Genomic DNA, 26,973 nt, shown 5'->3' with positions numbered 1-26,973 from the left:
GACTGCGTCCGTACATTCGGCTTTTGATGTGCCTGGCTTCAGCACGAGCCATCATGGAAGTTTGCGCGCTTGCTCCTCATCGGCCTCCTGGCTTCGTAACGCAGCCGCCGGATATATCAGGATCTGCAAGCGCCGGTCCGACCGGTTCGCCATGCTTTGCCGCTTCTTGCGCAATCGTGGATGGAGTGAAGGTGTCTCGCTGCGTTACAGGGCGGTTATGCCAACTTGAAGCTGTCACTACTGGTCAATATTGCCCACGCTATCCGCGCCGTCTTGTTCGCGAGAGCGATTGCAGCGACGCTCACGTGGCGGCGTTGCATCACGGCTTTGATCCAGCAACTATGCCGGTCATCATGACGCCCGACGAAGCGCATCACCGCCCGCGCTCCTTGGACCAGCAGAGTGCGGAGATAGGTGTCGCCGCGTTTTGTGATGCCACCGAGCTTTGACTTGCCGCCACTCGACCGCTGCCTGGGCGTCAGCCCCAACCATGCTGCGAACTGCCGTCCGTTCTTGAACTGCAGTGGGTCTCCGACCCCGCTGAACAATGCGGTCGCCACGAGCGGTCCAATCCCGGGCACTGTAGCGAGACGCTGGCAGCTCTCATTGCGTTTGAATATGTCGGCAATTTCCGAAGCAAGCTCGTCGATCCAGCGTTGTAACGCTGCCAACTGTTCGAGGTACATCGACCCAAGCCGGCGTAGCAGAATAGTGATGTGAGCTTCAGCATCGTTGACCAAAGCCACAATGCCCTGCCTTAACTGGACAATGCCTATAGGAAAGATGAAGCCCTCTTCGGCAAACATGCTCCGTATCTGGTTTGACTTCGCTGTTCGCTCGTGAACCAGCCGCTCACGCATACGATGAACAGACTGCAATGATTGCTGTTCGGCGCTTTTGATCGGTACCGGATGGATGCCCGGTCGTGATACCGCGGCGCAGATAGCTGAAGCATCATTTGCATCGTTCTTGCCACCGACTACAAAGGGCTTCACATATTGCGTTGGCAGCAAGCGTACCGTGTGTCCCAAAGACGTAAGTTCGCGAGCCCAGAAGTGTGAACCGTGACATGCTTCGATACCGATCAGACTCGATTCCAGTTTCGCGAAGAACTTCAACACATCTGCCCGGGGCAGCTTACGCTGTATGACCGGTCTGCAGCCACGATCGACGCCATAAACCTGGAACACGTTTTTCGCAATATCAAGACCGATGGTGAGCGTAGGCATATCAAATCTCCCGAAAGTGGCTCCGGCAGTGTGCGCCCCGGAGGGGGCAGGAGTCCATACCATCAGCTTTACGCAAGCCGAAGCCGCGAGCCCTGATGGAATTTGCCAGGAACGTCCTCATCTCGGCCACGCGCTTTTAAGTGCAAGGCCGTGTTCAGGTTTGCGTTCCTACGGTCCGACCTGTTTCGCCATCACGTTTGAGTCAACCTCAGCAACCTATCGGTAAATCTATGTTCATTCCAGTTCGTACCTGCTAGGCAGGTCTCACGCTTACGTGATTCTTCTCGTACCTGCTGTCGTGAGCAAGAATTGCCCATGCCATTCGCGCCATCTTGTTCGCCAGGGCTACCGTCACAACATTCGCTGGTCGTCGCTCCAGGATGCCTTTCTGCCAGGACGTCGGCGTCTTGACATGGCGCATTACTGAACGTGCTCCATGTATCAGTAGCGTGCGCACGTAGGGGTCACCTCGCTTTGAAGTCGATCCCAATCTGATCTTGCCACCTGTACCGCTTTGTCGTGGCACTAGCCCGAGAAACGAGGCGAATTCACGACCCGATTTGAACGTTTTTGCATCCCCCATCGTGGCGACTAGCGCAGTCGCCGTGAGTTTGCCGATGCCAGGTATTTCGGCGATCGCCCGGCAAGCCGCTTCCTGTTTGAGCCAACCGCTTATCTGCTTCTCAGGCCGATCGATGTCGCGCTCGATCGCATCGATACGTCTCAACTGGTCCTGCAGGCTGAAGATCATGATTCCGGGCAGAGCGTCTTCGAGTTCTGCCATGCGTGCACGGATCTCATTCAGTCCAGCGACGCGCCCGGTGCGGAACGACACACCGAATTCATAAAGTAAGCCTCGTAACTGGTTCACCTGCATTGTTCGGAATTTAATGAGCAGCGATCGCATTCGGTGAAGGCCGGGCATCGCCTGCTGGTCTTCCGTCTTTGCCGCTACCGCTCGCATCCCCGGCTGCTGTACCGCCGTCCAGATAGCCCGCGCATCCGCCGCGTCGGTCTTGTTCGTCTGGACAAATGGCCGGATGAACTTCGCATGCAGCAGTATCACTTCGTGCCCGAGCGCCTTGATCTTGCGGGCCCACCAGTGCGCGCTGCCGCATGCTTCGAGCGCCACACGGCCCGCGGGTCGCTGTGCCAGAAACGCAATCAGCTCGTCGCGCCGGAAGCGCCGATTGGCTATGTCTCCGGTTTGCGCGTCAACCCAGTACATCTGGAAAATCCGCTTTGCAACATCCAGACCGTATGTCGTAGCATTCATTTGGGCCCTCCGTTCCTCAAGTGGACGTGTCGAAACTCCACTCTGGCACATTGATGCCGTTCGGTTCTGGAGGGCCTCCGCGTTCCTGCTGAACCCTACCTCCCCGAAGGGAGGGCGGTGTCCATTCCATCTCGGCCATGAAGCGACGTTCATCGAGACCGTCACATAGATATTTGTGCGACTGCTCCGCCTTTCTGAGCGGCCGTCTCCATCACAACGACGTGTGTCGCGTCGATGAACCTGGCTTCGATAAAATCACTCGCTCGGGCGGTGCCACCACCGACACGCTCCCAGCACCGCACCGCAATGCGGGTTCATAGATGTTTGAGCACACCGCTCGCCAGCTTGCGCAGTTCGTCGAACTGCGTAACGAGTTCGAGGCACAGAATAAAGGCCAGCATCGCTGAAGGCCCTGGGCAGCGTTCGATCCATCGCAACGCCGGAGTCGCGTAGCGCACGCGGATCGCATCTCGCGTCATGACATAGGTAATTCCGATTCCCACGGCGGCGCCCACCAGCAAATCGGTTGGGTAGTGAAAGCCCAGATAGGCGCGCGGAATGCAAATGAACAGCAGGGTATAGGTAATCGCCAGCACACCGATGCCCCGCCACACGAGGAAGATGCCGGTGGCGACCGCCATCCATAGCATCGCGTGATCGCTTGGGAAGGAACTCCAACTTGTCAGCAGTGCGTCCTTGAGAGCGCTACCTGCAAAGTGCAGATGCAGTTCGGCGCTATAGATGGGGCGCACTCTGAACGGCAACCAGTGAGTCAGCAGTCTTCCGACGAAGAGCGCCACGAGGCCACTGAGAAGCGTCGCGAAAACCATTTCTCGCCGCCATTCACGGCGCTCGTCGTGCTGAAACCACATCCACCAGAGCATGGGAATGAGTACGAGGCCTTTGAAGGTGTAAAGGTCGGCGATGGCTTCTATGGAGTGGGTCGCGAAATGACCGAAGTGTATGTTGGACAGATATGTTTCGATAGACGAATCGAAGCTATTCATTATTTTGTAAGAAACCCTGAGCTAGTCGCATCGAGGGTCAGCATATCTCATTGGATGCGCCGCATTTTTTGGTGCTTACTTTCACTGACAACTTTTACTGCGCAATTTCATCGCCAGCTTTCACCGACGGCTTACTGCGCGAGTTTCCTCTTCGGGCGGCGTATGCCGACGAACACCGCGTCGATAGCCGCAGCGGAAATGCCGACCCGCTGTCCTTCGGTGACCCAATCGAGCTTCGGCCGGGAATCCGCCAACGACCTCATCCCGCGAATGTCCGCTGCACTCCGAGACGCGCCGCACAGTTCGCAGGATGATGACTGTCTGCACCGGTCGCGTGCTGCCGATCGCGACTTTGCGAGGTTCGCGCGGTGCATGAGGTTTGCATGAGTCAGTGACCGGCCATCGACGGCCGATCATCAGAGCCTGACGAATGACCGGAATATGCGCTCGAGCGGACGTGGCCCTGGCCATTTCGCCTAACTGCATAGATCACCGTTTCACGGGGGCTCAGGTGACGGGGTTGGCTGCGCAAATCACGCTGCTCGCCCTTCGGCGGAACCTCAGATCGAGGTGTATTTTTTACGCAGACGTTCATTCACGAGGCGAGCAATGGCTGCCGGTGCCTGGTCCGGTATGGCGAAAACCGAGCTGACGTTGATCTCACAGAGTACGTAGGTATCTTCGCCCGATTCGTTGCGCGGTCCGTGAAGAAAATCAGCATCCCAGATAATCGGCAGCGAAGCGGTGTCGATGTTCAGGACGTCCATCATCTGCGTCGTCCATTCCTGTTCCATTTTGGCCTTGAGCGCCTGGAACGGTTCCGCTGAGGCGGGGTGCATGATGCGCGGGCCAGGCTGTGCGGCGTCAGAGTCGGGTCCTTCGGGTGGCGGCGGTATCAGCGCCTTGATGAACTGGTGTCCAAACCCGACAACCTTGTCAGCTCCCATGTAGCAGCGAATCATGCCGTCGGGCAGGCGTGACTGAAAGGGTTGGTCAACAATGCAACCATCGGGTGTGAGGTAGGCTTCGCAGCGCGCCATGAAATCGTGAAGCGTTGTCTCTTCAGGCACGCTCCCTCGGCGGGCATGCAGAACGCGAACCCATACGGTGTCGCTGCCCGTCGGCGAGACTTGCTCGACTTTCCAGACCCCCTGACCACCATTGCCCCTGTTCTGTTTGAGCACGCGCGGTCCTGCCGATTCGAGCCGGGACGGGAACTCAGACTGGAACGCGGATCTGTCGCGATAGAGATGGGTATCCGTTCCCCAGCCGAGATTCCGGGTGCGATGCAGAACCTCCTTGACGCCCATCTTCAGGATGACGTCAGGGTGGGCGCTGACCCAGGGTCCGCGCGTCGCCACTTCCCGCAGCATGGCGTCAAGCGCTACCCGGGTCTGCCCGTCGTGAATCGGATCAACCCATACCAGTACACCGTCGACCTTCAGGAGCTGTTTACGCACTTCGTCCACGATATCGTCGGAATAGACAGCGGGCTCCGCCTGAATACCAATCGCCGTCAGTTCTTCGAAGACGCGATAAAAGCGATTATTCGCCGGTGTCGCACTTTTACGCGTCTCATGATCGCCGCGCCACACTACGGCCACCCTGGCCGTTTCAGTTTGACTCATCTCATCCTCCGCACACGCCTTCATCCAGGACGTCACTTAAGCGCGAACACCTTTGCGATTAGCCGGGTTGGCGCTACGCATTCAGAACGTCCGGAATCCGACCGATCACGCGGCCGGCGTGCGTGTCGAACACGATGACCTCACCGTCGCCCAGATGGGCGATGTAGAGCAGGTGGCGTTCCGGATCGAAGCTTTCGTAGTCGAGTCGGGTCGGCTGTCCACCGAGAGGAACCTCGGAGACGAGTTTTAACGGCAAGCCGCCCAGGTCAGAACCGTCATTCGCACATGACGTCTGCGGCATAACGGACATAACCGCCGCCGCGATAACGGGCACGACGGGAAACAGCCAACCAGTAGCAAATCGAGTCCAAGGTGCATTCATGACGCGAGTTTCATCAGTGTGTTCACCGTGCAGCAAAGGTCCGCGAGCAGTGCTCGTTCAATCGTCGTCGTCATCTGCGTTGGTGGCGATCACCTTTCCGTCTTCGTCGATGAGTCGCTCCTGCTTCTGGTTACCGGAACCCAACGCGACGGCATAGCGAATGGTGCCCCCGGCGGACTGCCATTCGATTTCGCCGACGCTGCGGCCATGTGCCTGTTGCTCGATCGTTGATTTGACGGGTGCTGGTACCTGCGACAGGCCGATCGCCTGCTGATAACGCCCTTCGGACGGTTTCTCCTTGCACCCGGCTAGCGCGAGGCCCGCGGCCAGAACCAGGCTGGCAAGAGCCACCGGATGAATACGAATCGGCATGACTTGCTCCCGGTGTAAGGCGCGATGCGCTGTCGACCTTGATCAGAGGCCCAGTGCGTCGAATCGCGTCGCCACCTGGGTCCAGTTGATGTTCTGCATGAAGGCATCTACGTAGGCAGCAGCCTTCGCGCCGAAATCGATGTGGTACGAATGCTCGTACATGTCCAGCGCGAGAATCGGCGTACCGTCGGCAAGGGTGTGCGCGTGGTCGGACGCCCACTGGTTCGTGAGGCGACCGAGGCGTGGCGACCAGGTCAGCAACACCCAGCCGGAGCCGCCGCCCAGCGCCTTGCCCATCGCGGTGAATTCGGCCGCCCAGCGCTCTACGCTGCCGAAGTCCCGCGTGAGTGCAGTCTCGAAATCGCCACTCACCTCGCCGTCGGCACCCAGGCTGTCGAAGTACGTCTCGTGCAGGATCATGGAATTCGCGGCGATCAGTTCTTCGCGCTTGAGTCCGTTAAGCGCGAAGACAGGTGCGCTGTTCACGTCGATCGTGGCGAGCTGCGTGGTGATCGCGTTCAGGCGTTTGACTGCGCCGCCGTAGTTGTTCTCGTAGTGACTGACGATCAGTCGCTCTGACAGGCCCGCAAGCGTGGCGGGATCGCAGGCCAGCGGTTTCATCTCGTAACTCATGGACGTCTCCTGTTGTATGAAACGTGTTTGTGCATATTCAACGACTGGAATCGGATTTCCCGGCTGCCCGGAATTTGCTTGACAGCCAGTAGTCAACCGACCACCTGCCGCTGCCAGCACCCAGAAACTCGCCAAGGAGAAGCGCGACGCCGAGATACAGTGCACCGTAGCCCCAATCGCCGTGAGGCACGATGACGCTGCTGACAAGATCCCGCACCCAGGCGAATGAGTTCGCGAAATTGGCCACCGCCCGCACGGCGAAAATAGCTACCGTTGGATACCCCACCAGCCTTGTTCCCAGGCCAGCAACGAAACTCAATCCGGCGAGGACCTCGAAGGCGCGGAGGATCGTGCCGGCGGCAACCATGCCAAACAACAAAGGCTTGTCGACGTGATAGAACGTGAACAGTTGCTGGATGCTTCCGTCGACGGGGAAAAGAATCAGCACGCCGACCGCGAGCCGCGTCGGCACAACCCACTGCGGTCCTTCCTCGTTGACTGCGGCAAGCGATCCAGATCGGGTCAAAAACCTCATGATGGTGTCCGTGGTCGCGTAGCCAGTCAGTCGGGTTCTGGGCGTTCGCGCGTCACCCGTTTCATGTCAGCCGCCGCGCAGGCGACGCTGCCTGCATCCGCATGGCCGCGTTGTCCCAGTTGATGAGGCTGAAAACCTGATTGACGTATTCGTTGCGTTTATTCTGGTACTTCAGGTAGTACGCGTGCTCAAAAACGTCGAGGATGAGGATGGGCTGGATGCCCCAGGCGGTCAGCTTCTGATGGTTCTCGCACTGCAGGATCATGAGCTTGCCTGTTGCAGGGTGGTAACCAACAACGCCCCAGCCCGATGCTTCTACAGCAATCGTTGCGGCGACCAGTTGTGCCTTGAACTTCGCATAGGAACCGAAATTCCTGTCGATCGCTTTGGCAAGCTCGCCCTTCGGTTCGCCGCCTTTACCTGAGATGCTGGTCCAGTAAATCGTGTGCAGGATGTGGCTCGATAGCTGGAAGGCGAGTTCTTTCTCGTAGAACTTCACCAGCGCGAACTCGTTTGAGTCCCGCGCTTTCGCGAGACCGTCTTCAGCCTTGTTCGCGGCAGCGACAGCAGGCTTGTGGTGAAAGTTGTAGTGCAGTTCGACGGTGCGCGCATCGATGACGGGTTCAAGCGCGTCGTAGGCAAACGGCAGCGGTCCAGCGGCATACCTGCCGTCCGCGTCTGTGAGCTTGTCTGTGTAGCCGGACTCTTCTGCGGCACGTACCGTTTGCGCCTGGGCCAACATGATTCCAGCGCCGACCGCGGCGGTGTCCTGCAGGAAGCTACGACGTGTTGCCATGATTACGTTCCTTGTGGAATGCGCGCACGCATGTGCCTTCAGATGGCGCGCTAATGGATAAGCGGATAGACGGCAAGACCAAACAGGGCAGCTGCAGCGACGACTACCGGCTCCTGCAGCTTCTTGAAACGCCAGAGCAGCACGACCGTCACAAGGGCAAGCACCACGGTCGGCCAGTCAACTATCGAGCGCCGCGCGATAACAATGACTGAGCCCGTGATCGCGCCCACGGCCGCCGCGGTAATACCATCGACGAACGCTTTGACGGCAGGTAACCTGCCGTATTTCTTGAAGTACGGTGCCGGCAGGACGGTGAACAGATAGCAGGGCAGGAAGGTCCCAAGCGCGGCGACGCAGGCGCCCGGGAAGCCCGCGACCAGGTAACCGATGAAGCCGACCGTGATCACGACCGGCCCCGGCGTGATCATCGCGACGGCCACCGCATCGACAAACTGCTTGTCGTTGAGCCAGTGGTGTTCGGTTACGACGCCACCGTAGAGGAACGGCACGATCGCGAGTCCCGAGCCGAACACGAACGCGCCGGCCTTGGCGAAGAAAAGGCCGATCTGGCCGAGCAGTGGCAGGTCGAGACCACTGAGGACGCCGCTGATGCCGGGCGCCTGCGTCACGGCAAGCGCATTCAGTCCGCCCTTGCCAAGCCATTTTGGTGGCGCACGCCAGAACCAGTTGATCAGACCACCCGCGATAAACAGCGACGCGATTTCGGACTCGGTGACAACGGTGACGATCGCGAGCGTCAGGAATATCGCCCACAGCAGCCTGTCTTGGCCGACGGTCTTCCTGGTCAGCTTGTACGCGTTCATCGCGATGATGCCGACCACCGCAGCACCCACCCCGTAGAAAACGGCCTGCATCCACGAGAGGCCGCCAAACTGCGCATAGGCCCAGCCGAGCGCCACGACCATCAGGAACGAAGGTAGGACGAAAGCAATCCCGGCCACCGTTGCGCCGATGACGCGGTAATGGACGTAGCCGAGGTAAATGCCGAGTTGTGCGGCAAGAGGACCTGGCATCATTTGCGCCAGCGCCAGTCCCTCCTTGTAGTCCTGTTCGGTGATCCAGATCCGGCGCTCGACGAGGTCGCGATGCATGTAGCCGACCAGCGCTACGGGGCCGCCGAAGCCGAAGGTGCCGAGACGCAGCATGTAAAGCATCAACTGGCCGAGGCTATAACCCGGTGCGGTCGCTGCGGTGGGGTTCATGAACGCCCTTCTGCGCTGTTATTTTTTTTGCTCGTCGCGAAGTGCGCGTAGATCGAATCCAGCACGCGACCCATCTCATCGAGCAGTTGATCGTCGTCCAACGCGCGTTGACGCGCGCCGGCCATTACGGCTTCGAAGCCGACCGCTTCGGGTACCGGTGCGCCGCCGACATCGAGCGCGTGCACCATTTCACCGAGCCGAAGAAGCGCCGCGTCGTCGTCGAGACCGAAGCTCACGACCAGCACCTCAAACGTCACGCGCTCGCCCACGTGCGTGAAGACCGCACCATCGAAGTCGAAGCCAAGTGCATCCGGCGGGCAGGCTTCCGGCGAAGCCAGCCAGAGGAAGCGTGCCTGCGGATCGATGAAGCGGCGGATCAGCCAGGCGCTGGCCACGCGGTCGACCCATAGCCGTTGCCGGGTCGCCCACGCGCGGTCCTGGTACTCGTCGCGCCGCAGGGGCCGGATGGCCCGCTCGGCCGCATGCGGCTCGCCTGGTGACAGGACCGTGTCCGCGAGCGCCAGAAAGTCTTCCCAGGCGATTTCAGCGTCGGTCGATGCCGCGCCCGGGAAGTAGTCGATCGTCCGAATCGCGTCATAGTCCTTGCGCAGGCGACGTAACAGGCGGGTGACCTCCACGGGTGGCTGGCCTGCCAGCGTCTTCCGCGCAGCGCCAAGGGACGCGACAAAGTCCCTGTAATCATCGTTCCGATCGAACAACGCGCGGAAGTCTGCTTCCTGCGACGGGCTCAGGCTTTGCGCCCGCAGCAGATGAGCGGTGCCGCCCGCTTCGTCGATGCTGCCAGCGAGTTCGCCCAGCATGTCCTCGCGCTCCGCGGTGTGCGGCAGCAGATAAATGCCGTCGCGCAGGACGGCGCAGCCCTTCGCTTTCAGCGCCCGCCAGGCCCGCATGCGCGCGGTAGCGTTCTCGGTGGGAAAGGTCAGGACCAGTACGGCCCAAGTTGTTAGAGTATTCATGTAAAGTACACTACACGTATGTAGTGCACTTTACAAACACGTTTTTTTTCAATTCCGACGGAGAGCGGATTGCCTGTGATGGAATTGAAGGGCCGGGTGCGTCAGTGCCTGGCATGCGACTGCCAGTCACTGGCGCAGAAGGTTTCCAGGACATTTGACTGACAAGAAGCCGGCTCGTACTCGAGCCGTGTCACGCACGCTCCAACGTGGCGGATGTCCGGGACGACCACGATCGCCGCAGACCAGGCCCGGGAGCTGGGGCCGGAGGGGCTCGCAAAACTAGCTGGAGAGCTGGTTGGGAGCGACGTCGAGGACCAGGTCGGTTCTGGGTGAACCGGTTTCTGGCGGAGGCTGCGGAAGGCGCCGGCCGTCACCTAGACAAAGCGAGAACTCGTTTGCAGCCTCAGTGGATGTAGCGGTGATGAATGTCGGGGAAATGCGCGTGCGTGTGGGTAATAGGCGTGTGCTGGTGAGGATGCGTGTGCGGCTCCTCACCGTCCCACTCAAAGTCGTGTGTGTGCTGATGGTGCTCGTCGTGCCGGTGCCGATGGTTATGGTCCAGGACCTCGTGAGTGTGCGGATGTTTATGCCGCTCACGGATATGCAGCCAGATTCCAAGAGCCATGAGCGCAGCCGCAATCCAGAAAGACAGCGACGGCACCTCGGGCCAGAGGAAAAGCGATAACGCGACGCCGAATATTGGGGCGACAGAAAAATACGCGCCCGTGCGGGCCGTACCGAGATTTCGCAGGGCGACGACAAAAAGAACCAGGCTCACGCCGTAGCCAGCGAAGCCGGTCAGCATGGCTGCCGCAATCTTGCCGATGCCGGGCAGATGTGCACCCAGCAGGAGCGCGATGCACAGATTGACTGAGCCCGCGACCAGTCCTTTCAGACAGGCGATGACCATCGCGTCGTTCGCCGACACCTTGCGTGTCAAATTATTGTCGACTGCCCAAGCAACGCAGGCTGCGACGACGAGCAGGGCACCCGGCGCGACGCCAGCGGCACCCGGTTGCCAGGACAGCACGACCCCCCCTGACACTATTGCGACCATCCCGAGAAATATCTGCACGTCGACATTCTCGCGGAACACAACCCATGCAATCACCGCGGTGAATACGCCCTCAAGGTTCAGCAGCAGGGAACTGGTTGCAGCAGGCGTCGTGCTGAGGCCGAGCATCAGCAGCGCGGGCCCGGCGACGCCGCCTGCTGCGATTGCGCCAAGGAGCCAGGGCACCCCGGCGAGCTGAATCCGGCTTTCGTTCTCTCGTTCACCGGTAGTGCGACGGAACCGCTGAAAGAGAATTCCGACGGCGAGACCAACACCGCTACCAAGGTAGAACAGGCCCGCGACCATGAAGGGCGAGAGAGAGCCGAGCAGCGTCTTGGCGAGAGGTGTGGTTGCGCCGAATAGCGCGGCTGCCAGAAGTGCGGTGAAAGCGGCGTTGTGACGACTATGCATGAGCGAAAGTTCTATATCGTTGAATGTTACCGTCCGGGGACCTAACCCGAAGCGCTTCGTCGGCACGGTGCAGGCGGCAGGGGTCGCCCAATAGGATAACGTCGTCAGATTACGGAATGTGACGCCAGAAGTGCCGGTCACACTGGTCTCGCCAAGCCCCCCAAGGCATCCGACTGTCCGCTCCCACCGCTACTGCAGCCGTCCGCCGCGATAACATGAACGTCGCATGAGGGTCGTGCAGCGACATCCGCCTCCGGCAATAGCCGGCGGGGGATTCAACCGGTCGATGCAACGATTTGGTTAAATCGCTCAGCTGGCGTATCGAAGTTGAGTGTTTTTCGGGGACGTTCGTTGAGCCGCCTGGCTACGGCATCCAGCCTGGTCTGTGAGTAGGCAGATAGATCAGTACCCTTAGGGAAGTATTGCCTCCGAAGCCCATTCGTGTTTTCGTTCGAACCGCGTTGCCAGGGATGCTGTGGGTCGCAGAAATAGACCTCAATGTCGGTAGCGACAGTAAAGCGGTTGTGGTCGGCCATTTCCGAACCCCTGTCCCACGTCAGCGATTTATATAGTTCCCGAGGTAACTTGCTGGCGTGTCGTATCAGCGCGTCAACCACAGCCTCAGAATCCTTGCTGGCGACTTTTACCAGCATCACGAATCGACTTTGACGTTCGACGAGAGTTGCAATCTGGCTCGTAGCGTTGCCATACAGCAAGTCACCTTCCCAGTGCCCGGGTATTGCGCGATCCTCCGCCGTAGCGGGGCGTTCACTGATCGATACGGCGTCGCGAATGTTCGTGCGTCCCTCAGTTTTCAGTGTGGGATGACGGGACCGGCGCATGGTTCGAGAGCGTCGCAAGTGCTCAAGCAATTCCTTTTTCAGGGCACCACGAGCTTGAATATAGAGGCTCCGATAGATTGTCTCGTGCGACACCAGGTAGTCCTTGTTGACCGCATAAGCATGTCTGAGCCAACCTGCAATCTGCTCAGGGGACCACTGCAGCTTCAGCTTTGCAGCGACAACTCGCGCCAGCGTCTGGTTTTGCACCAATTTGCAAACCTTCGGCCGACGTGCCCTCTCCCAGGCGATCACATCCGCCTGGCTTGCTCGATAGCCCTGGCTGCCCCCGTTGCGCTGCAACTCGCGACTTATAGTGGACGCAGCCCGTCCCAGCCTGGCTGCTATCGCCCGAATCGATAATCCGGACACCAGGGAGCGGGATATCTCCTCGCGCTCCGCGAGCGTCAATGCCCGTGGCGCGCGGTGCCTTTGCAGCGGCTGGATGCCGCCGGTCTCCGATAGTATCCGCTGAATCGAAGAATGGCCTCGATCGAACAGTTTGGCAATCTGATGAATCGTATCGCCCTTGCGCCATCGGTCCCACATCAGCGCCTTCTGGGTCTCGGAGTAGTAAATTCTCGGTCGCTGCAGGCGAGTCGCTCGAAGCCGTTTTAGGTCGTGAGCCGCGCAGGGATGCGGTTCTTTGCCTGCGTATCGGCCGCCATCTGGCGGATGCATTGGCGGGCCTCGATACCGCCGAGGTCATTCATCGCGATATCAGGCCAGCCAATATTTTGGTCACGCAAGAGACGGGCGAAGTTCGGCTAGTGGATTTCAGCCGCGCGACGACGCTTCAGGAGCACAACACCGTTTCACCAGAGGACGTCACCGTCCCCGCGGGCGATTGGGCTTACGTGTCCCCCGAGCAAACCGGCCGCATGAATCGTCCGGTCGATTCCCGGACGGATTGCTATTCGATGGGCGTGTTGCTCTATCGGATGCTGACCGGCCAGTTGCCGTTTCAGGCGAACGATCCGCTGGAATGGGCGCATTGTCATATTGCCCGCATGCCGACCCCCCCGAGTGAGATCGCGCCCGAGGTGCCGCAGCCGGTGTCGGATATCGTGATGAAGTTGTTGGCCAAGCTACCGGAAGACCGCTACCAGAGTGCGTACGGGCTACAGGCCGATCTCGATCGGTGTCTGGTGCAATGGCAGGCCTCAGGCCGGATCGAGCCGTTCCCGCTCGGCACGGACGATCTATCGGAGCGTTTCCAAGTCCCACACAAACTGTACGGGCGGGACCACGAAGCAGCGAGGTTGCTCGGCGCCTTCGAGCGCATGGCCGCCACCGGTCAGGCGGCGCTTGCGACCGTCTCCGGGTACTCCGGCATCGGCAAGTCGTCGCTGGTCGACGCGTTGCGCAGGCCGATTATCGCGAACCATGGCTATTTCATTGCCGGCAAGTTCGATCAGTACCAGCGCGATGTTCCCTATGCCACCCTCACGCAAGCATTTCGCGAACTGGTGCGGCAATTGCTGGCCGAAAGCGAGGCGCGCATCGCCGGCTGGCGGCAGCAGATCCAGGCCGCGGTCGGGGTCAATGGCCAACTCATTGTCGATGTGCTGCCCCAGGTCGAATTGATTATCGGCCCGCAATCGCCGGTGCCGGCACTCCCGCCGACCGAGGCGCAAAACCGGTTCCGCATGGTATTCCGTCAATTCGTGACGGCGTTCACGAGCGAGGACCATCCGCTGGTCCTCTTCCTGGACGACCTGCAGTGGATCGATGCGGCCAGCCTGACGTTGATCGAGCACCTGCTCACTCATCCGGACACGAGCTTTCTGCTGCTGATCGGCGCCTATCGCGATAACGAAGTCGACGCATCGCATCCGCTCGTGACCACCCTCGAGACGATCCGCCACAGTAGCGCGCCGGTGACGGACCTCCAACTCGCGCCGCTGTCGGTCGTGCATCTGAACCAGCTAGTGGCCGACACGCTCCATGCGGCACCCGCCACCTGCGAGCCGCTAACGCGGCTGGTCTGTGAGCGCACCGAGGGCAACCCGTTCTTCTTTATCCAGTTCCTGGACGCGTTGAACAAGGAGGGGTTGCTGCGGCATGATGCGCAACACCGGGTCTGGCAGTGGGACCTGGATCAGATCAAGGCGAAGGACTTCGCCGACAACGTCGTCGACCTGATGGTGGGAAAGTTGCGTCAACTGCCGACCCCTGCGCAGAAAGCGCTGCAGTTGGCCGCTTGCCTGGGCAACACATTCGACCTGCGCCATCTGGCTCTGGTCAGCGGGCATTCAACGGTCGAGGCCGAGCAAGGTCTTGCGGCGGCTACGCGCGAAAGCTTGATTGCGCGCACCGATGGCACTGGCAAGTTCCTGCACGACCGGATCCAGCAGGCCGCTTATTCGCTGATACCCGAAGCGGACCGTGCCGAAGTCCACTTGCGCATCGGCCGCGCGCTGTTGGCGAGCATGACGGCGCACGAGCTCGCCGAGCATGTGTTCGATGTCGCAAACCAGCTCAATCGGGGCGCTGCATGGCTGGTAGACCGGGACGAAAAGGCGCGGGTGGCGGCGATCGACCTGCGTGCCGGGCGCCGGGCCAAGGCCTCGGCGGCCTTTGCGTCGGCGCGCCTGTACCTCGCCGCCGGTATGGCGCTGCTCGACGAGACGTATTGGGCCAGCCAGTACGAGTTAATGTTCAGCCTGCGGCTCGAATGCGCGGAATGCGAGTTTCTGACCGGTGAACTCGATCGAGCGGAGGAACTGCTTGCGGAGCTACTGCAGCGGGGGGCGTCGAAAGTCGACATGGCGGCCGTCTACGATTTGAAGGTCCTGCTCCATATCGTGAAGTCGGAGAACCCGCAAGCCATCGACAGCGCGCTCGCGTGCTTGAGGCTGTTCGGTATCGACATCCCGGCGCACCCAAGCTGGGAACAGGTTGAGGCCGAATACGAGACAGTCTGGCGCAACCTGGAAGGCCGCCCGATCGAGGACCTGATCGAGCTGCCGCTGATGCAGGATCTGGAAGTGCAGGCCGCCACGCGTCTGTTGTGTGTGCTTTCGAACTCAGCCTACGTTACCGATCGCAATCTTTTTTGTCTGGAACTGTGCCGCACCCTGAATCTCAGCATGCGGCACGGCGTGAACGGCGCTTCCGCGCACGCCTGTGGCTACCTGGGGTTCAGCCTTGGACCGGCTTTTCAGCGTTACCCCGAGGGGTATCGTCTCGCGAGGCTGGGATGCGACCTGGTCGAGAAACACGGCTTCCTCACGTATCGAGCGAAGGTTCAGGATGCGACGGCAATCGCCGCGTTCTGGACCCATCCGTTGGCGACCGCGATCGATTTCGTCCGCGCGTCCCTCCGCACCGCGGCCGGGACGGGGGACCTGACCTACGCGTGCTACGGCATGCTCCATATCGTCATGCTCCTTCTCCTGCGGAACGATCCGCTCGATGCGGTGTGGCGCGAGTCGGAGATCGCCCAGGACTTCGTGCACAAGAGCAAGTTCCGCGACATTGAGGACGTCATCGTCCCCCAGCAGCGCTTCATTGCGGCCATGCAGGGCCGCACTGCTGCCTTGTCCAGTTTCAACGACGCGCAGTTCGACGAAGCGGCGTTCGAAGCGCAGCTGCTGGCGGGCAAGCGGATGCCCACCACGGTCTGCTGGTACTGGATCGTGAAAGCGAAGTCGCGGTTCCTGTCGGGAGACTACCCCGAGGCGCTCGCGGCAGCCGACCAGGCGAATGCGCTACTCTGGTCCTCGACCGCCCATTTCCCTCTGCTCGACTATTACTACTACACCGCGCTTACGGTGGCAGCGCTCTACAAGAACGCCTCTGCCGACGAGCGCAATGGTTGGCGCGACCGGCTGGCAGTGCACCAGGCGCAGCTGCGCGAGTGGGCCGACAACTATCCACCGACGTTCGCCGACAAGCACGCCCTGGTGTCGGCCGAGATCGCCCGCGTCGAAGGGCGAGACGCCGAGGCCATGCGTTTGTACGAAGAGGCGATTCAAGCGGCCCGCGAGAACGGCTTCGTCCAGAATGAAGGCGTCGCACACGAGCTGGCTGCGGGATTTTTTCTGGACCGCGGGTTCACGAGCGCAGGCCGCACCCAGCTTGACGAGGCGCGTAGTTGCTTCGCGCGCTGGGGCGCGCACGCCAAGGTCCGGCAGCTCGACGAGCGCACGCCAGTACGCGCACCATCAGCTTCACGATCCGCCACCTCGCCCGGCAACGTGGCGCAACTGGACCTGCTGTCAGTCGCCAAGGCCTCGCAGGCTATCTCGGGCCAAATCCTGCTGGAGGACCTGGTCGACACGCTGATGCACATCGTGCTCGAAAATGCCGGCGCGCAGTCTGGACAGCTGCTGCTCGCACGCAATGAGAGCCTGGTCCTCGCGGCCGAAGCGAGCACGGAACAGCAGACGATTCACGTGCAGCGGCACCTGAATCAGTCACTCCCCGAATCGGCGGGGCCGGAATCAGCAACGCTCGGCCCGGCGATGCCGAGTTCCATCGTCTGCTACGTCCGCCGCTGCCAGGAACGGGTGCTGCTGGACGATGCGACGCGATCGAATCCGTTTTCGGCGGACGACTACCTGGTCCGCCGACAGCCGAAATCGGTGTTGTGCCTGCCGCTAGTGCGGCGTTCCGACTTGATCGGCGTGTTGTATCTGGAGAACAACCTGGCCACACATGCGTTCACGCCTGAACGCGTGACGGTCCTGGAACTGCTGGCCTCGCAGGCCGCGATCACTCTTGAGAACGCGCTCTTGTACCGCGATCTCGCAGAACGCGAAGCGAGGATCCGGCGCCTCGTCGACGCCAATATCGTCGGCATCTTCATCTGGGACCTGGCAGGCGCGATTCTCGAGGCCAATGACGCATTTCTCCGTATCGTGGGACATGACCGCGAGGATCTCGTGACAGGGCGCGTGCGCTGGACGGACCTGACGCCGCCCGAATGGCTCGAGTACGACAATCAACGAACCTTGGAACTCAAGATGACCGGGACGGTACAGCCCTACGAGAAGGAGTTTTACAGGAAGGACGGCAGCCGCGCGGCCGTCTTGATCGGCGCGGCGAAGTTCGAAAAAGGTGGGACCGAAGGTGTTGCTTTCGTGCTCGATTTGACCGAGCGCAAGAAGGCCGAGGCGGAGCTTGCAACGCGGCGGGGCGAGGCGAAGCGAGCGGAGGAGCAGTTGCTGGCATTGCAGGCGGAGCTCGCTCATGCAGCTCGCGTAACAACCCTTGGGGAACTGAGTGCATCCATCGCCCATGAAGTAGGCCAGCCGCTCGGTGCAATCGTGACCAGCGGCGAAGCCTGCCTGCGATGGCTCGGCCACAGGACACCGCAACCGGAGGAGCTACGGGCCTGCGTGGAGCTTATGATCGCCGAAGGTAGGCGCGCGAGCGAAATCGTCCTTCGTATCCGCTCGCTCACCAGAGGGGCTGCCCCGCAGAAGACGCAACTGGAGTTCAACGATGTGGTCAACGACGTTGTGTCCCTGGTTCAGCGCGAGGTTCTCAATCATCGCGTTTCGTTGCGCCTCAAGCTCGCCTCCGACCTGCCTCCGCTGCTCGGCGATCGGGTCCAGCTTCAGCAAGTGATCATCAATCTGGTCATAAACGGTATCCAGGCCATGGCCGACATTGGTGATGAGCCACGTGAATTAACGATCGAGTCCCGTCGGGATAAGGAGGGGCACGTGGTCGTGGCTGTACAGGACTCTGGCCCGGGCATCGATCTGGCAAATGCGGATCGGCTGTTCGAGGCTTTCTTCACGACGAAGTCCAACGGAATGGGCATGGGATTGTCGATCTGCCGCTCGATCATCGAAGCCCACGGAGGACAGCTGTGGGCATCCAGCAATACCGGGCGCGGCGCCGTCTTCCAATTTAGCCTGCCTCCTATTGGGGAAAGCGTGTCGTGACGGGTGGGCAACGCAGGGCCACAATCGGCAATTCGTCTCGTTGCTTAAGGCTAGCCGTCCCTGTGGCCGGTTTGTATGCAGCGCCCCGAACATGGGGCATGTCGCATGGATTATGTTCCGGTATCGTCGGCCGATGACGCAACCGACAGACTCGAATGAATGACCGCTGCGCCTCTGAAAGCTGCCGATTAGATGGCGCCAGGTCCAACGTCCGGAGTGGGTCAGGAGCACCCAAGCGATGATGAGCTTAAAGAGCGTACCGACGCGGCGCGACCATAGCCAGCCGGTCGTCCATTGATCATCCACGCGTCGCGTTCTGAAACGAAGCGGTTATTCTCGCTTGCGTCGCCACCGATTTCATCGCACTAGTTACTAGCCAGCGCATGTGCCCCACCGAAAACGGGACGAAATGTGCTTGCTCCTGCACATTCGACGGCAAACACCCTGATCAATCGCGGACTCGAAGACGCTTGTATAAATTCGGTATCCCGCACGTTGCCAAGTGCGATAACCTCTACGCCGTCGTTGGCACCGAGACCGTTCAGGCGAGGCAGACAAACTGGCGTGGCAGTCCATAAATGATGCCTTCGATGCTTGGGTTCATTCGGGTTATTTGTCCGCATGCTGTCCCATGCGTTCTCATTAACAAGTCGGCGAAGCTACCTTCGACGCTGCCGTCTTCCGTTAGCCCGTTCGCAAGGGGCGATTGTCCGGCTGGCGGCAGCGCGAGTCACTTGTTACCCGGCCAAAAGAATGAGCTGCTTTTGCCTGCTCGAAAGCATCTGGCGAGTGGCGAACCTCCCCCCGCTATCTGAAACAGGATTCTTGGGGAGGACGATAGAGCAGTCTGCGCGTTGTCTACACGGACCGATTCCGGATCGTTATTCAGGGCACTCGTGCGGCGTCTTTTGCTACGGTTGTCGCCAGGGCCGCGTCGAGGGCACCGGTGTTGAAGACCTTATCGACGAAACTCTCCATGGCATTAGCGATCGCTTTCTGCGCAGCTTGACCGAGTGCGTCGGCCCCTATAGGGCATGATCCATCTTCGCTGGCGTGCCCTTGTCCCCTGAACGTCGTGGTTAACAGTTCCTTTCCTTTTGCGTCAGTCAACCGGGCCTTGATCGCGAGGTCGACGTTCGCGTCGGCTGTCGGAACCCAAAAGCCGGGAAGAAAGCGGATGCGAGGATCGAAATCTGCGAGATCAAACTTCATGACGATTCCGTCGGCAGACGACGGGACTTGTGAGCCAGTGTTGATTGCGTTCGGATAGGCAGCTTCGACGGTCCGAGAAATTGAGCTTTGCAGTGCGGGGCCGATATACATCGGGTATTTGTGAGCGCCGCATGCGAAGCCCGACTTCACATCTCGACCGGCTGTAACCAGGCTGTCTCCGAAGACGACATATGCCTTTTCTTGCCGCACCTTGTTCGTCATCACTTCCGCAGCTCCTGATTGCGACGCCACTTGGACGTTAAAGGCGCATCCAGAAACTGTTGCGGTAATGGCCAAGGCTGCGATTGTTTTGGGGAGCAACATTTTCGGTCCTCGATTAGATTGTTATTTACGGAGAGCGCTCGGTCTAACGGCATGTGAGAAGAAAACTTTAGTAAGGATTGGCTTGCTGCATGACTGTTGCTGTCCCCTGGCGGGAGCGACGGATGTGGCTATAACGGCACGACGTATCTCCGGCATAACTGCGGCGGCAAGCCTTCTAGGGGGAGAGCAGCAATCTGCTTGTCCAGACGTCGTGTGGCGACGACCTCAGCCAACCGGCCATGCGCAGCCGTTTGCCATCGTCTTTATGCGGCCGGTCCGGTGGCTGCTTTAGCCCCGAAGACAGAACACACGTGACCGCTGAGCGCAGTGTCTTTCAAACGGTGCGCAGTCTCTCAGGACAGTGCGCTATGATTCGCGATCCGCCGCGCGCCCCGTTGGCGATGATTTTGGGCGCGATATCAAAACGAATACCCGGGACGCTTCGGTGAGACCAAACTTGTTCAAATATGCGACCTCCGAATTGTCGCAAGACGCATTTATATGCTGGCTTCTAGAAGCGGCGGATTCAAAATATGAAAGCGTGTGTCCTGAGTTGTGCGCATTGGGCCGAGCGTTCCTCTCGTTGATCTTCGCTGGCCACACAGATGCCCCGGCGCCGGCACGCATCGAAACTGTGGAGATACAGCGGCAGAAGGCGCGTATCGACATCCTTTGCTGGGTCAATCGGGACATTGTTATCGTCATTGAAGACAAAGTCGGCACCGAGCAAAGCCGCGGACAGCTTCGGCGATATAAGGATCACGCCGAAACCGGCCTCAAGCAGCCTATTAGTCGCCGGTTGCATACATACATACAGACGGGCGATCAGAGCAATTATTCGCCTGTGCTGCTTGATGGATATTCGATACTGCGGCGGTCAGATCTACTCGAGCTTTTCGAAAGTGAACTCGGCAAGGCGCGCGCGCGACCAGTCATATCCTTGACGATTTCGCGAGCCGACTGCGGCACATTGAGAATCAGGTACAGAGTTACAAATCCACACCGATTGCGAAATGGGGTGGAAAAGCAAGAATCGGTTTCGTGTCGCGACTGAAGGAGGAATTAGGCAGCGGGCAATGGGCTTATGTACACAACGGTGCTGGCGGCTTTTACGGCTATTTCGGAAAGCGCGTTCCAGCAGCCGGCTGTAAGGTCTATCTTCAAATCGAGACGAGTCCGAAGGAAAACAAACTTTGCTTTAAGATCGACGTGCCGGAGCAAGGCCAGCAAAAACATCTGCGTGACCTTTGGCACAAAAAGCTGATCAGCGAATCCGGAAGACAGGGTGTTTCCATTGTAAGACCCGGGCGCTTACTGACCGGGGAAACAATGACCGTCGCGAAGCACGAAAAACCATTTCCCATACCCGACCAATCGGGGTGTGCCGACATTGCCCGCACGGTCGAACTGCTGCGTGAGTGCCAATCGATTATCCAAGCTTGTGCGCATGCGGACTTCCCACCGGGACAGCAGGTCGAATTGAGGACCTCAAAAATGGAAGCGGATGCCTGCCTCTGCCCGGGGCACGGCGCGTCAACTGGCGCCACTGATCAACATGAAGGTATTTCTGGATGACGAACGCATCCCCCCGGTTGGCTGGGTGAGGGTGTATTGGCCGTCTGAGGCCATACGGCTGCTTGAGTCCGGGGAGGTGACGGAGATTAATCTGGACCACGATTTGGGTGATGACGAGCATGGAACCGGCTATGACGTGATCCTGTGGATAGAGGAGGCCGTAGCGCTTGGAGGATTCGCTCCACCCAGAGTCAGCGTTCACTCAGCCAACGCTTCCGCTGCTGAAAAAATGCGTGCAGGTATCGAAGCGATAAAAAATATCGCAAATCGCGCAGCTGGCGGCACTGATAGGTAAGGCATGCACGCCAGCGTGGCTCCCGAAAGACCGTAAGCCGGTTCGCGCATCACGCGCTGCCCTACCGGCTCTCTGTACTAGTGCCGTGCCGAGATGACCGTTCGACATACATGAACGGCCATTTGTCGGCAGAGAGCCGCAACGGCCGAGTTGGGGTCGATCTGTGACGTTGCTCCTGGTTGCCCCGATCTTTTTCGCACAAGTTCGGCCAGTTTCGGACTTGAAACAGCGACGAGTGCTGCCGCGACGCATTCGGGCGTAGATGGAGGATACTTCATAGCAGCAAGCCAACGCATCCAGCCAGGACTCTGCACATGAAGACACTTTCTCTACTGACTCTTTGCGCAGCGTTGTTCTCGTTCGGCGGTGCGGCGTACGCGCAAGTCGACCAATCGGAGCCTCAGCTTCTGATCAAGACCGCGACGCAACAGATACTCGACGAGGTGCGGACCCGAGCGATCGCGCCGGACGATATTCCTCGCATCATTGATATCGTAAACCGGGACATTCTTCCCTACACCGATTTTCACCGCACCACGTCACTGGCGATGGGTCGTTACTGGCGGACGGCTACGCCCGCGCAGCAGCAGCAACTGGTCGAACAGTTCAAGATGCTCCTGATCCACACCTATTCGGGTGCTATCGGTCAGCTCCGTCCAGACCAACGGATCGACTACCCGCCGATACACATCGCTCCAACCGATACGGACGTGGTGGTGCGTACGGTTGCAACCAGGAACGGCGAACCAGCAGAGATCGACTACCGGCTGTATAGCACACCGCAGGGCTGGCGGTTGTATGACCTGAATGTGCTCGGCGTCTGGCTAATCCAGACATATCGGCAGCAGTTCAGTGACAAGATCAAGGAAAGCGGTGTTGACGGTCTGATCCAGTTTCTTGCTGAGCGCAACCAGCAACTCGCTTCCGGCAAGCAGTAAGTGATCGCTGGGTATGATGGCGGCGGACGCATACCTCGTCGCACGGTGGGTGAGGGAAGGCGATAGTTCATCTGCTGGCATTGGCGGGAATGGCATCCGCGGCCTGTCGTACAGATCGCCACTCAATGTCAAGGCGCGGCGGTGCTCCAAAAGCATGAGGTTCTCCATGAGCGGGCTATCGCAACAATGCCGCAAGCTGCTTTACCGGATGGTGTGGCAGACGCCTGACGGGATCGTCGACGCGTTCGCGCTGCGTGCCACCCGCAAGGAAGCGCGGCGCTTCTTCTGCTCGGCTATATCGCTGGTGTCGGGTATCCATCAGGACGAGCTCGAACTGTTCAACCTCGAGTCCTTCGATGATCTGGTGAACGCGGGCGTGAGCGACGACGAGGATCTGCGCATCTTTGAGACGCAATGGAACGGCGCCCATGTCGTCGGCTGGGCAACGCGGCCGCTTTTTCTGACGCCAGATACTACCTTAATCGCCAGATGGGCAGACCTGCGGGCGGAACTGGCCGCCGCTCAAACCAACTCGGTCATCTCACGCATAAGCGGTCGCAGCTACTGAAGGGCGATACGCGAGCGTCCGTCGCATTCTCATTGCGGAACGAGCGGCATTCGCAGGATCAGGCAGCAGTCGACTCCGCTGCGGCCCTTCGGTTTTCTCCAGAACGGACGGTCAGCCTCGGATCAAAAAGTACCCCATGGCAAATTTGTCATGTCCGTGTCCGCTTCGTGTTAACTACTACCTGATATCCTCGCGTGGTTTCCGCAATTGCATCATGACACGGATAGATCCGTAGACCGTCCGGCGTCGTGTTTCCAGCGCATGAGTGCCGCGCGTCAATCAAGATGAGAGGAGCGCGTCAGTCAGGATGAGAGAACGGGCATGGCGGCAGCGGGAACGGGCGTAGCCCGGAACCGCTGCCGCCATGCCGCGCCAGGAGGCGACCTTCACCGGGAGCTTTTTTGGTAGTCGCGGTAGATCGGGTATGAACAAACCTTCCATGCCATGGGAGGTGCGCCGTGCCCGGACGCCACGTCAACGACCACCAGATGAGGCTCTACATGAAGCACAGACTCAAGGAAGCGCCACCCGAGGCGGCTGCCCGGGCCGGGTTTAGCGTCGCCACCGCCTACCGCATCGAAGAGGATCCACGGTTGCCATCGCAGAAGAAGGCGCCGCGCGAGCGCCGGCGCGCGGATCCGTTGGCCGGGATTTTCGACGCGGAGATTGTTCCACTACTGACCTCCGCTCCAGGCATCCGGCCCGTTGCAGTATTGGAAGAGATGCTTCGGCGCCATCCGCAGCTCTCACGTGACGTGCGCCGCACACTGGAGCGGCGCATCCGCGTCTGGCGGGCACTGCATGGCGAGGAACGCGAGGTCATGTTTCGCCAGGTACATCAGCCCGGTCGGCTCGGGCTGTCCGATTTCACCGAGATGCAGGCTCTCGGCGTCACCGTGGCCGGCGCCGCGCTGGACCATCGCCTGTATCACTTCCGTCTGGCCTGCTCGGGCTTTGAACACGCTCACGTCATTCTCGGTGGCGAGAGTTATGTTGCCCTCGCCGAAGGGCTTCAGAACGCGCTCTGGGCACTTGGCGCAGCACCGCTCGAGCATCGCAGCGACAGTCTGTCGGCGGCGTTTCGCAATCTGGATCGCGATGCGCGCGACGATCTGACCACGCGTTACGAAGCCCTATGTGCTCACTACGGCATGCAGCCCACGCGCAACAACCGTGGAGTCGCACACGAGAACGGCGCCATTGAGAGTCCTCATGGTCACCTCAAGAGTGCGATCCGCGACGCGCTGCTGCTGCGCGGCAGCGTCGAGTTCATCGACCTTGCCGCTTATCGCTGCTTCATCGACGAGATCGTCAGCCGCATCAACGCGCGTAATGGCAAGCGCATCAAGGCGGAAGTGCCGTTCCTGCAGCTTCTGCCCAACACGCGCACCAGCGATTACGAGGAAACGCGTGTCTACATCACCTCCACCGGCGGTTTCGTATTGCGCAAGGTCTTCTATTCCGTTCCGTCGCGGCTGATCGGCCACCGGTTGCGGGTGCGGCTGTACGACGACCGGCTGGAACTGTTCCTGGGCGGCACGGCCCTGATGACGTTGCGGCGTGGCCGCCCAGGCACCAGCGGCAAGCATGGCCACGTCATTGACTACCGGCATGTCATTCACGCGCTGCGCCGCAAGCCGATGGCGCTGCTCAACCTTGTGTACCGCGACCAGCTGTTCCCGCGCGAGGCCTATCGGCTGACCTTCGATCGCCTGTGCGAGCAACTGTCCTCGCGCGCGGCGTGCAAGACCATGGTGGAGTTGCTGAGCCTGGCTCACGAGCGCGCCTGCGAGGCCGAGCTGGCCCATGCGCTCGAACAGAACCTGGCCGATGGTCGACTACCCGATCTGGACGAACTGCGCTCGCGTTTTGCTCCGGATCCGGCAGCTGTCCCACAAGTGCACGTACAACTGGCTTCGTTGCGCGACTACGAAGCCCTGCTTACCCTGGATCAGGAGATGACAGCATGAGCCACGATTTCGATGCTACCCGCCTGTCGCTGCTGCTCAACGATTTGCGGCTACCCGCTGTCAAACAGATCTGGCCAGCCTTCGCCGAGCGCGCCGACAAGGAGGGCTGGCCCGCGGCACGCCTGATCATGGCGCTGGCCGAACACGAGATTGCCGAACGCGATAGACGTCGTATTGAACGCCATCTGAAGGAGGCCCGGCTGCTACCGGGCAAGACGCTGGAGACCTTCGATTTCGATGCAGTGCCAATGATCTCCAAAGCACAGGTCTCGGCACTGTGTGCCGGCGATGGGTGGCTGCGCAACGGCGCCAACCTGATCATGGTCGGGACGCCTGGCGGCGGCAAGTCGCACCTGTCGTCGGCCATCGGACTGAGCCTGCTGGACAAAGGCTGGAAGGTCCTGTTCACCCGCACCTCCGACCTTGTGCAGCGGCTCCAGGTTGCACGTCGCGAGCTGGCGCTCGAAGCCGCCATCAACCGTCTGAACCGCTTCGACCTGCTCATTCTCGACGACTTTGCATACGTCACCAAGGATCAGGCCGAAACCTCCGTGTTATTCGAGCTGATCAGCGCCCGATACGAATGCCGATCCCTTCTTCTAACCGCCAACCAGCCGTTTGGTGACTGGAACAAGGTCTTCCCCGACCCCGCCATGACGCTGGCCGCGGTCGACCGGCTGGTCCATCATTCGACCATCTTCGAGATGAATGTCGAAAGCTACCGGCGGCGCACCGCCATGCAGCGCAAACAGCAGGGGCCAGGACGCCCTGCGCGCTATGCCACGCCAAACAATGTCGGCATGCCTGCGACTCCAGAGAACGAATCATGACACGCGTCGCCTGACGCACACTCTAATCCGACATTGCCCAGCGTCAATCAACGAACGCGCGTCAATCAACTTTAATCGCTTGTCAGCGTCAATCAACAACGGCATCATCAAGCTCGCCGCGACATTCTCATCCTGTTTGTCGCGCGCCTCTCATCCAGACTGTCGCGCCACACATGAGCCTGAGTTTCTTCAAACAATGGTTAAAAGCCCCTGCAACCGTAGGGGCAGTGGCTCCTTCGTCGCGCTGTCTCGCCGACGCCATGGCGGACGGTGTCGAGTCGTTCGAGGCAATCGTCGAGGTGGGCGCCGGCACCGGCGTCGTGACGGATTCTCTCGTGCGCAGGCACCCATCAGCGCGGCTGATCGTATTCGAGCTCGGAGATCAATTGGCCGCCGAACTGAGAGGGCGATTTCCTCGGGCACATGTGGTCGGCGGTGCGTTTCATAAGAACGTCGCGGTATTGCAAAACCTGCCAGCGAAGACGGTTATTGTCTCCGGACTGCCGTTTCGTTCGCTTTCGTCTGGTGTCGTCGAACCAACGGTTGCGGCCTTCGCCGAACTCCTTTACGCGGACCGGGCTCGACGTCTTGTGCAGTTCACGTATCAACCGCGCGTCCCGTTCGTCGCCCCTATAGGCTTGCGCTGGCACCGCATCAAAACAGTGTGGCTGAATGCGCCGCCAGCGAACGTCTGGCATCTCAGCAGCATGACCAACTGCTGAGGTAGCGCAACGCGAGGCGTATAACCGGTGATATACAGCGCAGCTATTGAGCTACGTATTGGCGCCGGGCTACCTCGAATAGCCTGAATGGACGACGGCCATGCTGTCGGAAGAAGGCCAACACGACCGGTTACTCCTTCAGGGCAAACTGCACGTCGGTTAGCAATGATTCACGGGCCGTGTCGAACGGCAGTAACTGGCCCGAAGCCGGTCCGACGCTGCATCGACAAGGTCGTACGCCGTCGATTGGGTAGCATCCGGCAGAAGTCGACCGAGA

At 60.1% G+C, this 26,973-nt stretch carries 23 protein-coding genes and 1 pseudogene; 9 read left to right on the top strand and 15 right to left on the bottom strand.

Annotated features, from left to right (window positions below):
* Positions 1 to 215: 215 nt before the first annotated feature.
* The 14 genes and pseudogenes from RW095_RS03260 to RW095_RS03195 all read right to left on the bottom strand — a co-directional run bounded on the left by RW095_RS03260 (position 216) and on the right by RW095_RS03195 (position 12,911).
* Positions 216 to 1,229: an IS110 family RNA-guided transposase gene (locus RW095_RS03260; protein WP_317014957.1), complete on the bottom strand. Its 1,014-nt coding sequence runs from the start codon at positions 1,227 to 1,229 to the stop codon at positions 216 to 218.
* A gap of 253 nt (positions 1,230 to 1,482) precedes the next feature.
* Positions 1,483 to 2,505 carry an IS110 family RNA-guided transposase gene (locus tag RW095_RS03255; RefSeq protein ID WP_317016719.1) on the bottom strand — a complete coding sequence of 341 codons (1,023 nt, stop codon included), beginning with the start codon at positions 2,503 to 2,505 and terminating at the stop codon, positions 1,483 to 1,485.
* 314 nt (positions 2,506 to 2,819) lie between these two features.
* Positions 2,820 to 3,512, bottom strand: coding sequence for a phosphatase PAP2 family protein (locus tag RW095_RS03250; protein ID WP_317016396.1), 693 nt, complete (start codon positions 3,510 to 3,512; stop codon positions 2,820 to 2,822).
* A gap of 131 nt (positions 3,513 to 3,643) precedes the next feature.
* Positions 3,644 to 3,766, bottom strand: a complete 123-nt coding sequence (locus tag RW095_RS03245) for a hypothetical protein (RefSeq protein WP_317016395.1) — start codon at positions 3,764 to 3,766, stop codon at positions 3,644 to 3,646.
* Between the two features lie 306 nt (positions 3,767 to 4,072).
* Positions 4,073 to 5,140, bottom strand: a complete 1,068-nt coding sequence (locus RW095_RS03240; RefSeq protein WP_317016393.1) for a Cj0069 family protein — start codon at positions 5,138 to 5,140, stop codon at positions 4,073 to 4,075.
* An 85-nt stretch (positions 5,141 to 5,225) separates the two neighbouring features.
* A pseudogene (locus tag RW095_RS03235) lies at positions 5,226 to 5,450 on the bottom strand (YncE family protein); the annotation flags it as partial.
* Positions 5,451 to 5,579: 129 nt separating this feature from the next.
* Positions 5,580 to 5,894, bottom strand: a complete 315-nt coding sequence (locus tag RW095_RS03230; RefSeq protein WP_317016390.1) for a hypothetical protein — start codon at positions 5,892 to 5,894, stop codon at positions 5,580 to 5,582.
* Positions 5,895 to 5,936: 42 nt separating this feature from the next.
* Entirely contained in the window at positions 5,937 to 6,527 is a 591-nt protein-coding gene (locus RW095_RS03225; protein ID WP_317016389.1) for a superoxide dismutase, read from the bottom strand.
* A gap of 37 nt (positions 6,528 to 6,564) precedes the next feature.
* On the bottom strand, positions 6,565 to 7,062 hold the full coding sequence (locus tag RW095_RS03220; protein ID WP_317016387.1) for a DoxX family protein: 498 nt from the start codon (positions 7,060 to 7,062) through the stop codon (positions 6,565 to 6,567).
* Between the two features lie 61 nt (positions 7,063 to 7,123).
* Positions 7,124 to 7,804: a superoxide dismutase gene (locus tag RW095_RS03215; RefSeq protein WP_317016386.1), complete on the bottom strand. Its 681-nt coding sequence runs from the start codon at positions 7,802 to 7,804 to the stop codon at positions 7,124 to 7,126.
* 104 nt (positions 7,805 to 7,908) lie between these two features.
* A complete protein-coding gene (locus RW095_RS03210; protein ID WP_317016384.1) occupies positions 7,909 to 9,081 on the bottom strand; it encodes a chromate transporter in 1,173 nt (390 codons plus the stop codon).
* Positions 9,078 to 10,058, bottom strand: a complete 981-nt coding sequence (locus RW095_RS03205) for a chromate resistance protein ChrB domain-containing protein (protein WP_317016383.1) — start codon at positions 10,056 to 10,058, stop codon at positions 9,078 to 9,080. The genes RW095_RS03210 and RW095_RS03205 overlap by 4 nt, the downstream gene beginning before the upstream one ends.
* A 403-nt stretch (positions 10,059 to 10,461) precedes the next feature.
* A complete protein-coding gene (locus RW095_RS03200; protein ID WP_317016718.1) occupies positions 10,462 to 11,523 on the bottom strand; it encodes a DMT family transporter in 1,062 nt (353 codons plus the stop codon).
* 275 nt (positions 11,524 to 11,798) lie between these two features.
* On the bottom strand, positions 11,799 to 12,911 hold the full coding sequence (locus tag RW095_RS03195) for an IS30 family transposase (RefSeq protein ID WP_317016382.1): 1,113 nt from the start codon (positions 12,909 to 12,911) through the stop codon (positions 11,799 to 11,801).
* Between RW095_RS03195 and RW095_RS03190 the strand changes: the two genes are divergently transcribed.
* Positions 12,824 to 18,262: a trifunctional serine/threonine-protein kinase/ATP-binding protein/sensor histidine kinase gene (locus RW095_RS03190; RefSeq protein WP_317016716.1), complete on the top strand. Its 5,439-nt coding sequence runs from the start codon at positions 12,824 to 12,826 to the stop codon at positions 18,260 to 18,262. The two genes, RW095_RS03195 and RW095_RS03190, sit on opposite strands and share 88 nt — an antisense overlap.
* An 885-nt stretch (positions 18,263 to 19,147) precedes the next feature.
* Here the strand turns inward: RW095_RS03190 and RW095_RS03185 are convergent.
* Entirely contained in the window at positions 19,148 to 19,798 is a 651-nt protein-coding gene (locus RW095_RS03185) for a hypothetical protein (RefSeq protein WP_317016381.1), read from the bottom strand.
* A 361-nt stretch (positions 19,799 to 20,159) separates the two neighbouring features.
* Here RW095_RS03185 and RW095_RS41205 point away from each other — a divergent pair, with 361 nt between their 5' ends.
* From RW095_RS41205 to RW095_RS03150, 8 genes are all read left to right on the top strand, one after another.
* Complete coding sequence (locus RW095_RS41205) at positions 20,160 to 20,852, top strand: PD-(D/E)XK nuclease family protein (protein ID WP_394365037.1); 693 nt, start codon at positions 20,160 to 20,162, stop codon at positions 20,850 to 20,852.
* Positions 20,840 to 21,373, top strand: a complete 534-nt coding sequence (locus RW095_RS03180) for a hypothetical protein (protein WP_317016380.1) — start codon at positions 20,840 to 20,842, stop codon at positions 21,371 to 21,373. Before RW095_RS41205 ends, RW095_RS03180 begins: the two co-directional genes overlap by 13 nt.
* On the top strand, positions 21,354 to 21,668 hold the full coding sequence (locus tag RW095_RS03175; protein WP_317016379.1) for a cyclic-phosphate processing receiver domain-containing protein: 315 nt from the start codon (positions 21,354 to 21,356) through the stop codon (positions 21,666 to 21,668). The genes RW095_RS03180 and RW095_RS03175 overlap by 20 nt, the downstream gene beginning before the upstream one ends.
* Positions 21,669 to 21,982: 314 nt before the next feature.
* Entirely contained in the window at positions 21,983 to 22,606 is a 624-nt protein-coding gene (locus RW095_RS03170; RefSeq protein ID WP_317016378.1) for an MlaC/ttg2D family ABC transporter substrate-binding protein, read from the top strand.
* A gap of 13 nt (positions 22,607 to 22,619) precedes the next feature.
* Positions 22,620 to 23,174, top strand: a complete 555-nt coding sequence (locus RW095_RS03165; RefSeq protein WP_317016376.1) for a hypothetical protein — start codon at positions 22,620 to 22,622, stop codon at positions 23,172 to 23,174.
* Between the two features lie 458 nt (positions 23,175 to 23,632).
* Positions 23,633 to 25,144 carry an IS21 family transposase gene (gene istA, locus RW095_RS03160; RefSeq protein WP_449406524.1) on the top strand — a complete coding sequence of 504 codons (1,512 nt, stop codon included), beginning with the start codon at positions 23,633 to 23,635 and terminating at the stop codon, positions 25,142 to 25,144.
* The gene (istB, locus tag RW095_RS03155) at positions 25,141 to 25,974 is read left to right on the top strand and encodes an IS21-like element helper ATPase IstB (RefSeq protein WP_317014949.1); all 834 of its coding nucleotides are present in this window, start codon (positions 25,141 to 25,143) and stop codon (positions 25,972 to 25,974) included. The genes istA and istB overlap by 4 nt, the downstream gene beginning before the upstream one ends.
* 173 nt (positions 25,975 to 26,147) lie before the next feature.
* Positions 26,148 to 26,696: a class I SAM-dependent methyltransferase gene (locus RW095_RS03150; RefSeq protein WP_317016375.1), complete on the top strand. Its 549-nt coding sequence runs from the start codon at positions 26,148 to 26,150 to the stop codon at positions 26,694 to 26,696.
* Positions 26,697 to 26,973: the final 277 nt, after the last annotated feature.

Origin of the sequence: Paraburkholderia kirstenboschensis, assembly GCF_032806925.1 — a bacterium.
In the GTDB taxonomy this organism is placed as follows: domain Bacteria; phylum Pseudomonadota; class Gammaproteobacteria; order Burkholderiales; family Burkholderiaceae; genus Paraburkholderia; species Paraburkholderia kirstenboschensis.
This window is presented reverse-complemented; position numbering and strand designations above follow the sequence as displayed.

What these genes read in the sequence shown, in the direction of transcription:
- RW095_RS03240 (WP_317016393.1), bottom strand. Translation starts at nt 5,140, where the DNA reads ATGAGTCAAACTGAAACGGCCAGGGTGGCCGTAGTGTGGCGCGGCGAT.
- RW095_RS03225 (WP_317016389.1), bottom strand. Translation starts at nt 6,527, where the DNA reads ATGAGTTACGAGATGAAACCGCTGGCCTGCGATCCCGCCACGCTTGCG.
- istB (WP_317014949.1), top strand. Translation starts at nt 25,141, where the DNA reads ATGAGCCACGATTTCGATGCTACCCGCCTGTCGCTGCTGCTCAACGAT.
- RW095_RS03255 (WP_317016719.1), bottom strand. Translation starts at nt 2,505, where the DNA reads ATGAATGCTACGACATACGGTCTGGATGTTGCAAAGCGGATTTTCCAG.
- RW095_RS03215 (WP_317016386.1), bottom strand. Translation starts at nt 7,804, where the DNA reads ATGTTGGCCCAGGCGCAAACGGTACGTGCCGCAGAAGAGTCCGGCTAC.
- RW095_RS03165 (WP_317016376.1), top strand. Translation starts at nt 22,620, where the DNA reads ATGATGGCGGCGGACGCATACCTCGTCGCACGGTGGGTGAGGGAAGGC.
- RW095_RS03230 (WP_317016390.1), bottom strand. Translation starts at nt 5,894, where the DNA reads ATGCCGATTCGTATTCATCCGGTGGCTCTTGCCAGCCTGGTTCTGGCC.
- RW095_RS03175 (WP_317016379.1), top strand. Translation starts at nt 21,354, where the DNA reads ATGAAGGTATTTCTGGATGACGAACGCATCCCCCCGGTTGGCTGGGTG.
- RW095_RS03200 (WP_317016718.1), bottom strand. Translation starts at nt 11,523, where the DNA reads ATGCATAGTCGTCACAACGCCGCTTTCACCGCACTTCTGGCAGCCGCG.
- RW095_RS03210 (WP_317016384.1), bottom strand. Translation starts at nt 9,081, where the DNA reads ATGAACCCCACCGCAGCGACCGCACCGGGTTATAGCCTCGGCCAGTTG.
- RW095_RS03250 (WP_317016396.1), bottom strand. Translation starts at nt 3,512, where the DNA reads ATGAATAGCTTCGATTCGTCTATCGAAACATATCTGTCCAACATACAC.
- RW095_RS03260 (WP_317014957.1), bottom strand. Translation starts at nt 1,229, where the DNA reads ATGCCTACGCTCACCATCGGTCTTGATATTGCGAAAAACGTGTTCCAG.
- RW095_RS03220 (WP_317016387.1), bottom strand. Translation starts at nt 7,062, where the DNA reads ATGAGGTTTTTGACCCGATCTGGATCGCTTGCCGCAGTCAACGAGGAA.
- RW095_RS03150 (WP_317016375.1), top strand. Translation starts at nt 26,148, where the DNA reads ATGAGCCTGAGTTTCTTCAAACAATGGTTAAAAGCCCCTGCAACCGTA.
- RW095_RS03185 (WP_317016381.1), bottom strand. Translation starts at nt 19,798, where the DNA reads ATGTTGCTCCCCAAAACAATCGCAGCCTTGGCCATTACCGCAACAGTT.
- RW095_RS03170 (WP_317016378.1), top strand. Translation starts at nt 21,983, where the DNA reads ATGAAGACACTTTCTCTACTGACTCTTTGCGCAGCGTTGTTCTCGTTC.
- RW095_RS03205 (WP_317016383.1), bottom strand. Translation starts at nt 10,058, where the DNA reads ATGAATACTCTAACAACTTGGGCCGTACTGGTCCTGACCTTTCCCACC.
- RW095_RS03195 (WP_317016382.1), bottom strand. Translation starts at nt 12,911, where the DNA reads ATGTGGGACCGATGGCGCAAGGGCGATACGATTCATCAGATTGCCAAA.